The sequence below is a fragment of the Methyloceanibacter methanicus genome (assembly GCF_001723285.1).
Taxonomy (GTDB): Bacteria; Pseudomonadota; Alphaproteobacteria; order Rhizobiales; family Methyloligellaceae; genus Methyloceanibacter; species Methyloceanibacter methanicus.
In genome coordinates this window covers 46,693-59,269 of the sequence record NZ_LPWG01000003.1, presented here as the reverse complement: position 1 = coordinate 59,269, position 12,577 = coordinate 46,693, and the positions used below count along the sequence as shown (strand labels likewise).

At 63.1% G+C, this 12,577-nt stretch carries 10 protein-coding genes and 1 pseudogene; all 11 read right to left on the bottom strand.

What is annotated here, in order from left to right:
- Nucleotides 1–8: 8 nt before the first annotated feature.
- The 11 genes and pseudogenes from AUC68_RS02215 to AUC68_RS02165 all read right to left on the bottom strand — a co-directional run bounded on the left by AUC68_RS02215 (nt 9) and on the right by AUC68_RS02165 (nt 12,556).
- Entirely contained in the window at nt 9–1,310 is a 1,302-nt protein-coding gene (locus tag AUC68_RS02215) for a lipoprotein-releasing ABC transporter permease subunit (protein ID WP_083240319.1), read from the bottom strand.
- Nucleotides 1,311–1,324: 14 nt separating this feature from the next.
- Entirely contained in the window at nt 1,325–2,656 is a 1,332-nt protein-coding gene (gene proS, locus AUC68_RS02210) for a proline--tRNA ligase (RefSeq protein WP_069436157.1), read from the bottom strand.
- A gap of 779 nt (nt 2,657–3,435) precedes the next feature.
- Nucleotides 3,436–3,723 carry a DUF1467 family protein gene (locus AUC68_RS02205; protein WP_069436156.1) on the bottom strand — a complete coding sequence of 96 codons (288 nt, stop codon included), beginning with the start codon at nt 3,721–3,723 and terminating at the stop codon, nt 3,436–3,438.
- A gap of 3 nt (nt 3,724–3,726) precedes the next feature.
- On the bottom strand, nt 3,727–4,131 hold the full coding sequence (gene mce, locus AUC68_RS02200; protein WP_069436155.1) for a methylmalonyl-CoA epimerase: 405 nt from the start codon (nt 4,129–4,131) through the stop codon (nt 3,727–3,729).
- A gap of 205 nt (nt 4,132–4,336) precedes the next feature.
- A pseudogene (locus tag AUC68_RS02195) lies at nt 4,337–5,770 on the bottom strand (ribonuclease J); the annotation flags it as partial.
- A 136-nt stretch (nt 5,771–5,906) separates the two neighbouring features.
- Nucleotides 5,907–6,680, bottom strand: a complete 774-nt coding sequence (locus AUC68_RS02190; RefSeq protein ID WP_069436154.1) for a biotin--[acetyl-CoA-carboxylase] ligase — start codon at nt 6,678–6,680, stop codon at nt 5,907–5,909.
- 68 nt (nt 6,681–6,748) lie between these two features.
- Nucleotides 6,749–8,182, bottom strand: a complete 1,434-nt coding sequence (gene nuoN / locus AUC68_RS02185) for an NADH-quinone oxidoreductase subunit NuoN (protein ID WP_069436153.1) — start codon at nt 8,180–8,182, stop codon at nt 6,749–6,751.
- 11 nt (nt 8,183–8,193) lie between these two features.
- Entirely contained in the window at nt 8,194–9,708 is a 1,515-nt protein-coding gene (locus AUC68_RS02180) for an NADH-quinone oxidoreductase subunit M (protein ID WP_069436152.1), read from the bottom strand.
- Complete coding sequence (nuoL, locus tag AUC68_RS02175; RefSeq protein ID WP_069436151.1) at nt 9,705–11,630, bottom strand: NADH-quinone oxidoreductase subunit L; 1,926 nt, start codon at nt 11,628–11,630, stop codon at nt 9,705–9,707. Before nuoL ends, AUC68_RS02180 begins: the two co-directional genes overlap by 4 nt.
- Nucleotides 11,631–11,642: 12 nt before the next feature.
- The gene (nuoK, locus tag AUC68_RS02170; protein ID WP_069436150.1) at nt 11,643–11,951 is read right to left on the bottom strand and encodes an NADH-quinone oxidoreductase subunit NuoK; all 309 of its coding nucleotides are present in this window, start codon (nt 11,949–11,951) and stop codon (nt 11,643–11,645) included.
- Nucleotides 11,948–12,556: an NADH-quinone oxidoreductase subunit J gene (locus AUC68_RS02165; RefSeq protein ID WP_069436149.1), complete on the bottom strand. Its 609-nt coding sequence runs from the start codon at nt 12,554–12,556 to the stop codon at nt 11,948–11,950. The genes nuoK and AUC68_RS02165 overlap by 4 nt, the downstream gene beginning before the upstream one ends.
- Between the last annotated feature and the right edge of the window lie 21 nt (nt 12,557–12,577).

Below are 12,577 nucleotides of genomic sequence, written 5' to 3'. Positions count from 1 at the left end.
AGTGCCCCCTACTCGTAGCGCAGCGCTTCGACCGGATCGAGCCGGGACGCCCGCCAGGCCGGATAGACCGAGGCCAGAACGGAAAGGGTCAGCGCCATGATCACCACCGAAACCGTCTCTCTCACATCCATTTTGGCCGGCAGCTCGGACAGATAGTAGAGCTCGGCGGGGAAAAGCTCCGTATCCGTCAGCCAGGACATGAACCAGCGGATGTGATCGATGTTCAGGCAGACAAGGACGCCGAGCGCGAGGCCCGCCAGGGTTCCGGTGACGCCGATCGTGGCGCCGGCTATGAGGAAGATGCGCATCACCGAGCCGCGCGTTTGCCCCATCGTTCTCAAAATGGCGATGTCGCGTGCCTTGTCCTTCACGAGCATCTTCAGACCCGAGATGATGTTGAGCGCCGCTACCAAGACGATCAGTGTCAGGATCAAGAACATCACGTTGCGTTCGACCTGAAGGGCCGAAAAGAACGTCGCGTTGCGCTGGCGCCAATCGGTGACATAGATGGACGGGCCGCCGGCCTCGAGGATTTTGGGTGCAAGATCGGCCACTTCGTCCGGCGATTTCAGGACGACTTCCAGGACCGTGACCGAGTCGGGCTGATTGAAATAGTTCTGCGCTTCATTCAGCGGCATGAACATGATGCTCGCATCGTATTCGGACATGCCGAGTTCGAAGATGGCCGCGACGGGATAGCGCTTGATGCGCGGTGCCGTGCCCAGCGGCGTCGAGGCGCCGCGCGGGGTCAGAATGGAGACGCTATCGCCGACCTTCACGTTGAGCGTGTTCGCCATGCGGCTGCCGATGGCGATGCCCCGGATCTTATCGAAGCCGTTGAGCGTGCCGAAATGGACTTTCCGGGAAATGGCCCGGAGGTTCTTGAGGTCTTGTTCTCGCAAGCCCCGGACCAGCGCGCCCGTCGAGCCGAGCGGCGTGGAGGCGAGCACCTGGCCCTCGACCAGCGGAAGCGCGTATTTCACGTCCGGCACGCCGCGAACGCGTTCGGCGACCTCGTCATAGTCCGTGAACTGTCCAACGCTGTGGACGACGACATGACCGTTCAGCCCGAGCATCTTGTCGAACAGCTCTTGCCGGAAGCCGTTCATGACCGCCATGACGATGATCAGGGTCGCGACGCCGAGCATGATGCCGATAAAGGAAAAGCCGGCGATGACGGAAATGAAGCCTTCCTTTCGGCGTGCGCGCAAATAGCGAAGCGCCACAAGCCATTCGAAGGGCGCAAAGGCGCGCGTGCTCGGCGCCGAGGCTCCCTCCAACTGTCCGGCTGTCGTGTCGCTGACGCTCATGCGCGGTCCCTACCCTAGCCTACCGCCGCTTCGGTCAGCTTAGTCAACGCTGAATCGAAGGTAAGACTATGGCGGGCGCCGGTCGCGCGTTCCTTCAGCTCGACCTCGCCGGCCTTGAGGCTCTTGGGTCCCACGATCACCTGCCACGGCAGTCCGATCAGGTCCATCGCGGCGAACTTCGTGCCGGCCCGGTCGTCGCGGTCGTCATAGAGAACGTCGAAGCCTGCTTTTTGAAGCTCGGTGTAAAACGTCTCGCAAGCGGCATCGGTGTCCGCATCGCCGGCTTTGAGGTTGATCAGGCCGATGTCGAAGGGCGCGACCGATGGCGGCCAGACGATGCCGGCCTCGTCGTGGGAGGCTTCGATGATGGCCCCGACCAGGCGCGACACGCCGATCCCGTAGGAGCCCATCTCGACCGGGATCAGCTCGCCGTCGGGGCCTTGCACCTTCGCGCCCATGGGTTCGGAATATTTGGTGCCGAAGAAGAAGATGTGGCCGACCTCGATGCCGCGCGCGGTCACGCGATCGGCTTCGCTTACATCGGCCTCGAACCGGGCCGCGTCGTGCATCTCCGACGTGGCGGCGTATTGTCCGGTCCAAGCCCGGACCAGCGGGCCGAGGTCACTGTCGTAGTCCAAGTCCTCGCCCGGCGGCTCCATGGCGAGATAGTCTTTGTGGCAATAGACCTCGCTCTCGCCGGTGTCCGCCAGAATGATGAATTCGTGGGACAGGTCGCCGCCGATGGGCCCGGTCTCCGCGGCCATTGGGATCGACTTGAGGCCCATGCGGGCGAAGGTCCGTAAGTAGGCCACGAACATCCGGTTATAGGATTTGCGCGCATCGTCCTGGGTGAGGTCGAAAGAGTACGAATCCTTCATCAAGAACTCGCGACCGCGCATGACGCCGAAACGCGGCCTGATCTCGTCCCGGAACTTCCATTGAATGTGATAGAGGATGCGCGGCAGGTCCTTGTAGGACTTCACCCCGTCGCGGAAGATCGCCGTGATCAGTTCCTCGTTCGTGGGGCCGTAGAGCATATCGCGCTCGTGCCGGTCCTCGATGCGCAGCATTTCCTTGCCGTAATCGTCGTAGCGTCCGCTCTCGCGCCAAAGATCCGCGGACTGGATCGTCGGCATCAGGAGTTCGAGCGCCCCCGCACGGTCCTGTTCCTCGCGAACGATCTGCTCGATCTTGCGCAGGACCCGGTATCCCAAAGGCAGCCAGGAATAGATGCCGGCGCTGGATTGGCGGATCATGCCGGCACGCAGCATCAGCCGGTGGGAGACGATCTCCGCTTCCTTGGGATCGTCACGCAGAATGGGCAGAAAAAAGCGGCTAAGTCGCATCGTTATGCTCTGGCGGCGTTGTTGCGGGCGGTTTCCACGAGTGGCGGCTGACGTCTTGGTCTTTTTGTCCTGGGTCCTTAGCGGCGATGGGCCCCTAGCGCCCTGGATGCGGCTAATAGCCAAGTTCGGAGGGCGAGGCAATCGAGCCGGGCAACCTTTGTCGCAAGGCGGCGAGTTCCGTGCCGCGTGAGAGGCTCCGTCGGGCCGAAGGACGTGGCCGGATCGTCGTCGCACAAGGGGTCCGGGGAACGGCCCTGATTTTAGTCAGCCAACCCCTTTGCCGCGAAACAGGGCAGATTCGAGTGGAATGGGGCCGCGATCGGACGGCGTTCTTTCGGTTCACCAATAGGGTCATCAAATTCTTCGAATAAATCTGCGTCGACCGGTCACAATCATGGTGACAATTTGGCGCGGGCAAGCTAGGGTCCGCCCACAACGCAAGAGCGCTCGGTCCCCTTGGCGGATCGTGACGTGAAGCGTTTAGAGATTGGACAGAGTCGAAGACCAATTAGTGTCAAAGACCGATACGGTCCAAGTCTTGGGAGGAAAGACTCCTGGCGCGCGTCTTTACAATTGACAAGCGCAGCCGCTTTTCCGCCCCGCTCCATATCCGATCGGATAGGAGTTGTCCCGGCGGGAAGATAAGGAGTGAAACACTTAAAAGCAGGGTCCCTTGGGACCTTGCTTTTTTTTAGGCGGGCGTTGGGTCTTCGATTTGGCGTTGCGGTCTTATGACCAAACGCTCGCGCCTTGCGCCTCCGACCTCGTCTGCCACTCGGCTAATGCGCTTCTTGAACCGGTTCGTAGCGGGGAAAGAACGGAATGTCGTCCAGCGTGATCACGTGGTGCACCATCATCGCGTAGATGCCCGCAAAGACGATTCCGGACAGGATCGTCGTGGCGAGAATCTTCGGAAGCAGCTTCGGCTTATGCGGGGCGCTTTCGGCGAATCCGGCATTGCTCGCCTCGCCGGCTTCCTCCGAGGTCCGCACGCCGAAGGGCAGCACGGCGAACAGCATGATCCACCAAATCACGAAGTAGATTGCGATGCCGAAGGCGAGGCTCATGGCTTACGCCTCTTCGAGTTCGACAAGGGTCCCGCAGAAATCCTTCGGATGCAGGAACAAGACCGGCTTGCCGTGGGCGCCGATTTTGGGTTCGCCGTCGCCCAACACGCGCGCGCCGTCCTTCATCAGCTGGTCGCGCGCGGCCATGATATCGGGCACCTCGTAGCAGATATGATGGATGCCGCCGCTCGGATTACGCTCGAGGAAGGCCGCGATCGGAGATTTGTCGCCCAGGACCCCTAAGAGTTCGACCTTGGTGTTCGGCAGTTCGATGAAGACCGTTCGAACGCCATGTTCGGGCTGATCCTCTTCGGGAGAGACCTTCGCCCCCAACGTGTCGCGGTAGACCGCCGTGGCGGCCGTCAGGTCCGGCACGACAATGGCGACATGGTTCAAACGGCCAATCATGTATTTCTGCTCCAGCTTGGAAAACGCGTTTGTCCGGTAGTGTACGTGGGAATTGAGGCTCCCACCGGGCTCTTTTTGCGGCGGTTAGAGGACCGTCGTCAACACGGTGCAGACGGGTTTCTTGCCCCAGGCCTGATTCAGGCCGCCCGACGCCCCGGCGGACCGCCTCGGACACGAGTTGCGGGTCCTTGCGGCGCGGGCGCGGGATGCTCTCGACCGTCCCGATCGCGGCGTCGCGGGCGATCTCCTCGAGCGGCACGCCGTCATTGTCTTCCGCGGGCAAGCCCATCAGCGCGATTTCCGGATCGGCCACGAGTTCGCCTTTCGTCGTCAGGACGAGGGAGACCGAGGCAATACCGGCGAAGCCCAGCTTGCGGCGTTCCCGGACCTGGCCCTCATCGGCGGAGGTCAGAATCCTGCCGTCGCGGTAGAGCCTGCCGACGGGTACGTCGTCGACGATGGCCGCGGGCTTTGGCAGAAGCTGCACCATGGTGCCGTTGCGGGCCCGGATCACCTGTTTGACGCCGAGATCCTCGGCGAGTTCCGCGTGCGCCTCCAGATGCCGCCCCTCCCCATGCATCGGCACGGCAATGTCGGGCTTGAGCCAGTCATAGAGTTGTTCGAGCTCGCCGCGGCGCGGATGTCCGGACACATGCACCAACGCATCCTGGTCCGTGAGGATTTCGATGCCGTCGTCGGACAGCGCGTTTTGCACCCGGCCGACGGCCTTCTCGTTTCCGGGAATCGTGCGCGAGGAGAAAATCACCCAATCGCCCTGCTTGAGCGACACGTGCGGGTGCTCGCCGGAGGCGATGCGCGACAGGGCTGCGCGCGGCTCGCCTTGACTGCCCGTGCAAAGGGCCACGACCTTGTCTGGCGGCAACTGGGCGAAGGCCGTTTCCTGATGAAAGCGCAGTTCTGGATCGAGGTAACCGGTCGCCTGCGCCGCCTCGATGACCCGGTACATGGCGCGGCCCACCACAACGAGTTCTCGGCCCGCAGCGTGCGTCGCGTTCGCCACCGATTTGAGCCGGCCGACATTGGAGGCGAAGGTGGTGACGGCGACGCAGGCCGGCGCTTGCCGGATGAGGTTCACCAGGTTCTCGGCGACCTCGCCTTCCGAAGGCGAGACCCCTTCGCGGATGGCGTTGGTGGAATCGCAAATCAGCGCGTCGAGCCCCTCGCGGCCGATCTCACGCAAGCGGTTTTCGTCCGTCGGGGCGCTGGTGAGCGGCGTTTCGTCCAGTTTCCAGTCGCCGGTGTGGAGCACGGTGCCAAGTGGCGTCCGGATCGCAAGCGCCATGGGCTCCGGTATCGAATGGGACATGGAGATCAGCTCCACGTCGAACGGACCGATCTGGCGCCGCGCGCCCAAGGGGACGACCTCCAGCGGGAGATCGTCGTCATCCATCCGCATCTCGCTCAGCTTGCCGCGCAGCATTTCCGCGGTGAAGGGCGTGGCATAGATCGGCACGCGGCCGATCATCGGCCAGAGATCGGGGATGGCGCCGTAGTGATCTTCATGGGCGTGGGTCAGGACGAGCCCGGCGATGTTGTGGCGTTCTTCTTCGAGGAAGCGGATATCGGGAAGGATCACGTCGATCCCCGGTTCGAGCTCGCCGCCGAACGTCACCCCCATATCGACGATCAGCCAGGTATGCGCGCCTTCGCGCCCGAACCCGTACAGGTAGAGGTTCATGCCGATCTCGCCCACGCCGCCGAGGGGCACGAAGACGAACGTATTCTTTGTCTTGCTGTCCTTACCGGCCATGGCGTCAGTGCGCGAAGAAGACGTCGCCCGCCGTCACGGTGCGCGTGCCAGTGTCCGTCTTGAGCCGAAGCGCGCCCTCGAGATCGAGCCCTGCGTAGGTGCCCTCGATCTTCTCGTCGCCGATCTGCACGACGAGCTTCCGCCCGGTCGGGCCGGCGCGGTCCAGCCAGGAACGCCGTATGCTTGGGAAGGTGGCGCCCTCGTCCCAACGCGTCAGCCATTCGTGGGTGGTCGCGGCGAGAACCTCCAGGGCTTTGCCCGGCGCGACCGTCAGTCCGTAGGCGGCGAGGCTCACGGCAGGCTGAGGAACGTCCTCGGGATGGCTCGCCAGGTTGATGCCCGTGCCGATCACGACCGCGGAGCGCCTGTCGTTCGGCGCACCGAGATTCTCGAGCAGCATCCCGGCCACTTTCTCGTCGGCGAGCAGCACGTCATTGGGCCATTTCAGCAGAAGCTTCGAGCGCCCCTCATAGGCGATGAGCTTGGAGAGGGTCTCGAAGGTGATGATACCGGCCACAAGCGCAAGCTGGCTCGCCGTCTGGAGCGGGCAGTTGAGGCGGATCAGCAGGCTGGCGAAGAGATTCCCGAATTGCGAGGTCCATTCGCGGCCGGCGCGCCCCCTGCCTTTCGACTGCCGGGCCGACCAGATCCACAAGGGGCCCGGCTCGCCCATATCTGCGCGGCGCTTGGCTTCGTCATTGGTCGAGTCGACGGTGTCCAGCTGGACCAGGCGATAGCCTGCGGGGAGCTTCGGTGTAGTGCGCGCGAATTGGTTCATTCAGACCGGCGGTTAAGGGTTCAAAACGGCCGGGGCGTCGTGTCCCGCGGCGCGAAAGCGAGATTCGCTCAAAAGAGCGATTTTGCAGCGGTTCCGGCCGCCGCGACAAGCGGCGACGGATAGACGAAGAAGAACATGATCAGAAGCCCCGCGGCGCCGAGCACGACGGCGAGCGGCCGGGGCATCGGTTCGAAGCCCTTCACGGGCTCGTCGAAATACATGAGCTTCACGATCCTCAGATAGTAGTAGGCGCCGACGACGCTGAGAAGCACGCCGATGATGGCGAGTGCATACAGGCCCGCCTCGACGGCTGCGAGGAAGACGTAGAACTTGGCGAAGAAGCCGGCGAGCGGCGGGATCCCGGCGAGCGAGAACAGCAGGACGGCGAGCGCGAGCGCCATCAGCGGGCTCGTGCGCGACAGCCCGGCGAGCTGATCGATCTCCTCGACCATCTCACCGTCGCGGCGCAGCGACAGGATGACGGCGAAGGTTCCGAGTGTCATGACGAGATAGATCGCGAGATAAATGATCACGCCCTGCACGCCCTGCTCCGTCCCGGCTGCAAGGCCGACCAGCGCAAAGCCCATATGGCCGATCGAACTGTAGGCCATCAGGCGTTTGATGTTGCGCTGGCCGATGGCGGCGAAGGCGCCGAGCGCCATGGAGGCGAGCGCAAGGAAGATGACGATCTGTTGCCATTGGCCGGTAATGGCCGGGAAGGCCGAGATCACCACCCGGACGAACAAGGCCATGGCCGCGATCTTGGGCGCCGCCGCGAAGAAGGCGGTGACCGGGGACGGCGCGCCTTCGTACACGTCGGGCGTCCACATATGGAACGGTACGGCGGAAATCTTGAAGGCGAAGCCGGTCAGCAGGAACACCAATCCGAAGATCAGGCCGAGATTGGCGCCGGACGGCTGTGCCGCATTCGCGATCTGCGAGAACTCCGTGGACCCGGTAAAGCCGTAGACCAGCGATGCGCCGTAGAGCAGCATGCCGGACGACAGGGCGCCGAGGACGAAATATTTCATGCCGGCCTCGGCTGAGCGGCTCGAATCCCGCTTGAAGGCGGCGACCACGTAGAGCGCAAGGCTCTGCAATTCGAGACCCACATAAAGCGCGATGAGATCGTTGGCCGAAATCATCATCAGCATGCCGGTGGTGGCCAGCAGGAGCAGCACGGGATACTCGAATTGTATGCCCCCTGCGTTGCGCCAGAAGTCGCGCGACATGATCAGCGCGACGGCGGCCCCGGTCAGCGCCAGGAGCTTCAGCATGCGGGCGAACGGATCGACGATGAAGCTGCCGCCGAACAACGTCACGGACCCCTCGCCCATGGCGACGAAGAGTCCGGCGAGCACCAGGACGGCCACGGAAAGCCACAAGACAAGCTCGCCGCGCTCTTCGTCGCGGCCGCCGATGCCGACCATGAGGAGCGCCATGGCGCCGACCGCCAGGGTCAGCTCGGGAAGAAGGGGCAGAAGGTTGAGATGTTCGGTCATAGCGGCCTCGCTCACGGCACCAGCGCCAGGCGCGCCTGTTCGGCTGCGGCCAGGTTCGCCTTGAAGTCGGCCATCAACGCCTCGACCGAGGTCGCCGTCACGTCGAGGACCGGATTGGGATGGAAGCCGAAATAGATGGTGAGGAGGATCAACGGCACCATGACGGCGACTTCGCGCCAGGACAGGTCCTTGATGAGCTTCAACGCCGGATTGGTGATCTCGCCGAAGATGACGCGGCGATAGAGCCACAACGCATAGCAGGCCGACAGGATCACGCCCGTGGCCGCAAGCGTTGCGACCCAGGTGTTGACCTGGAACACGCCCATGAGGCTCAAGAACTCGCCGACGAAACCGGACGTGCCCGGCAGGCCCACATTGGCCATGGTGAAGATCATGAAGACCACGGCGTAGAGCGGCATGCGGTTCACGAGCCCGCCGAACACCGAGATCTCATGGGTGTGCATGCGGTCGTAGACGACGCCGACGCACAGGAACAGGCCGGCGGACACGAGCCCGTGAGAGAGCATCAGGAAGATGCCGCCCTGCAGGCCCTGCATGGTCAACGTGAAAATGCCGATCGTGACGAAGCCCATATGGGCGATGGACGAATAGGCGATCAGCTTCTTCATATCCTCCTGCGCCAATGCCACGAGCGAGGTGTAGATCACCGCGATCACCGACAGCGCGTAGATCAGCGGCGCGAAGTCGGCCGATGCCAGCGGGAACATTGGGATGGAGAAGCGCAAGAACCCGTAGCCGCCGAGCTTCAGGAGAATGCCGGCCAGCACGACCGAGCCCGCCGTGGGGGCCTGCACGTGCGCGTCCGGCAACCAGGTATGGACCGGCCACATGGGCAGCTTCACGGCGAAGGACGCGAAGAACGCCAGCCACAGCCAGGTCTGCATGTGCGGCGGGAAATCGTGCGCGAGGAGCTCGGGAATGTTGGTCGTCCCCGCCTGCCAGTACATGGCCAGGATCGCGATCAGCATCAGCAGCGAGCCGGCGAGCGTGTAGAGGAAGAATTTGAAGCTCGCATAGACGCGGTTCGAACCGCCCCAGATGCCGATGATGAGGAACATCGGAATGAGGCCGCCCTCGAAGAAGAGGTAGAACATCACGAGATCGAGCGAGCAGAACACGCCGAGCATCAGCGTTTCCAGGATCAGGAACGCGATCATGAATTCGCGCACGCGCGTCTTGATGGCGCCGTAGGTCGACAGGACCGTGAGCGGCATCAGCAGCGTGGTGAGGATCACGAACGGCATGGAAATGCCGTCGACGCCCATATGGAACCGGATCGGGCCGAGCCAGGCGCGCTCCTCGACGAACTGGAACTTGGCCGAGCCCGGATCGAAGTCGATCCACAACAGCAGCGAGATGGCGAAGGTGATCAGCGTGGTCCACAGCGCGATATAGCGGGCATTGCGGGCCGTGCTGTCGTCGTCGCCCCGCAGCGCGAAGATCAGCAGCGCGCCGACCAGCGGCAGGAACGTGACCGTCGAGAGGATGGGCCAACCGTAGCTCATGGCTTCAGCGCGCCCCCCGTCACGATGAAATAGGTGATCAGAAGCGCGACGCCGATCAGCATCACGAAGGCGTAGTGATAGATGTAGCCGGTCTGGAGCTTCACGACGCCCTTGGTGATGTCGAGGACCCGGGCGGCGACGCCATTGGGCCCGAGCCCATCGATGATCTTCCCGTCGCCCACGCGCCACAGGAAGTTGCCGAGCCACTTGCCCGGGCGCACGAAGATGCGGTCATAGAGCGCGTCGAAATACCAGGCGTGCAGGAAGAACTGGTTCGTGGCCGGGAAGCGCTTGAGCAGACCGAAGGGCACGAGCGGCCGCCACATGTAACAGTACCAGGCGATCAGGAAACCGAGCGTCATGGCGATGGTCGGCGACAGGACCAGCCAGAACGGCACGTCGTGGTGTCCGCCTTCGGGAAGCACGATGGATTCGCGCCAGAAGCTCGCCTGGTCCGCGCCGATGAACAGATGGCGGAAGCCGAGGCCGGCGAACAGCGCACCGGCGGCCAGGATCAGCAACGGCACGGCCATGGTCCAAGGCGGCTCGTGGGCATGATCGCGTACGTCCTTGGGACCGCGGAAATTGCCCTCGAAAGTCATGAACATGAGACGCCAGGTGTAGAGCGAGGTGAGGAAGGCGGCGATGAGCACCATCCAATAGGTGTATTGGCCGACCAGCGAATGGTCGAACCAGGTCGTCTCGATGATGAAGTCCTTGGACACGAAGCCCGACGTGAGCGGGAACGCGGTCAGCGCCAGCGAGCCGATCAGCATCATGAGCCAGGTGAAGGGGATGATCTTCCGAAGCCCGCCCATGCGGCGCATGTCCTGATTGTCGGCGAGGGTGTGGATCACCGCGCCCGCGCACAGGAACAGCAGCGCTTTGAAGCAGGCATGGGTGAACAGATGGAACATGCCCGCGCCGAACGCCCCCACCCCTTCGGCCGCGAACATGTAGCCGAGCTGCGAGCACGTCGAATAGGCGATGACGCGTTTGATGTCGGTCTGCACCACGGCGGCGGTGGCGGCGAAGAAGGCGCTGGTAGCGCCGATAAACGCGACGAAGGCGAGCGCGTACGGTGCCAGTTCGAACAGCGGCGACATCCGCGCGACCATGAACACGCCGGCGGTCACCATGGTCGCGGCATGGATGAGCGCGGAGACCGGCGTCGGGCCCTCCATGGCGTCCGGCAACCAGGTATGGAGCAGGAATTGCGCCGACTTGCCCATGGCGCCCATGAAGAGCAGGAAGCAGATCAGTTCCAGAACCGGCACCTGCCAGGACAGGAACGTCATGGTCTTGCCGACCTGGTCGGGCGCCGCGGCGAAGATCGTGTCGTACTGGACCGCGCCGAAGATATGGAAGATCGCGAAGATGCCGAGCAGGAAGCCGAAATCGCCCACGCGGTTGACGACGAAGGCTTTGATCGCGGCCGCGTTCGCCGATGGTTTCTTGTACCAGAATCCGATCAAGAGATAGGACGCAAGGCCCACGCCCTCCCAGCCGAAGAAGAGCTGCACCAGATCGTCCGACGTTACCAGCGCGAGCATGGCGAAGGTGAACATCGACAGGTACGCGAAGAAGCGCTCCTTATGCGGATCGTGGTCCATGTAGCCCACGGAGTACAGATGCACGACCGACGACACGGTGTTGACCACGACGAGCATCACCGCCGTCAGCGTGTCGACCCGGATCGACCAATAGGTCTCGAAAGACCCCGAATGCATGAAGCCGACGAGCGCGATGCGCACATCGTTGCCCTCGATGGCAACCTGATAGAACGCGATCCAGGACAGGAACGCGGCCACGAACAGCAGCGAGGTGGTCACGATCTCGCAGGCGCGCGCGCCAACCCAGCGGCCGAACAGCCCCGCGAAAAGGGCCCCGATCAGGGGGAGGAAGAGGATTGCGTGATACATCGCTTGCCGTCCTCAGCCCTTCAAGTGATCGATATCGGCAACGTCGATCGTGCCGCGATTGCGGAAATACACGACGACGATGGCGAGGCCGATTGCGGCTTCCGCGGCCGCGACGGTCAGGACGATCAGGGTGAAGACCTGACCGACGAGATCGCCGTGGAACGAGGAAAAAGCCACGAGGTTGATATTCACCGCCAGCAGAAGCAGTTCGATCGACATCAGGATGACGATGACGTTCTTGCGGTTCAGGAAGATGCCGAACACGCCGATCGTGAAGAGCACGGCGGCGACGGTCAGGTAGTGCGACAGACCGACGGTCATTGCAGCCCCCTTCCCGTTTCGACTTGCACGACCTCGACAGCCGTCTCGGGGGAACGCGCAACCTGGTCGGCGATGTTTTGGCGCTTGACGTCGCGCCGGTGGTGCAGCGTGAGCACGATCGCGCCGATCATGGCCACCAGCAGGATCAGCCCGGCGGCTTCGAAGAGATAGACGTAATCGGTATAGAGCAGCTGACCCAAGGCCTTCGTGTTGCTGACCTCGGCGGGCGGCGGTGCCGGCGCATCGTTCACAAGCGTCGGTGCCGTGACCCACGCGCCGACGACGAAGAGCAACTCGAACAGCAAGAGAAGGCCGACCACGAGGCCAATGGGAAGAATTTTGAGGACACCGGCCCGCAGCTCGGCGAAGTTCACGTCGAGCATCATCACGACGAACAGGAACAGCACCATCACCGCGCCGACATAGACGACGACGAGGATCATGGCCAGGAACTCGGCCCCGAGCAGCACGAACAGCCCCGCCGCGTTGAAGAAGGCGAGGATCAGGTACAGGACGGCGTGCACGGGATTCTTGGCGGACACGACCATGACGGCCGCGCCGATCAGCACGATGGCGAAGAGATAGAAGAACAGAGCGGTCAGCATCGGTGCGTCTCTCCCATTCCG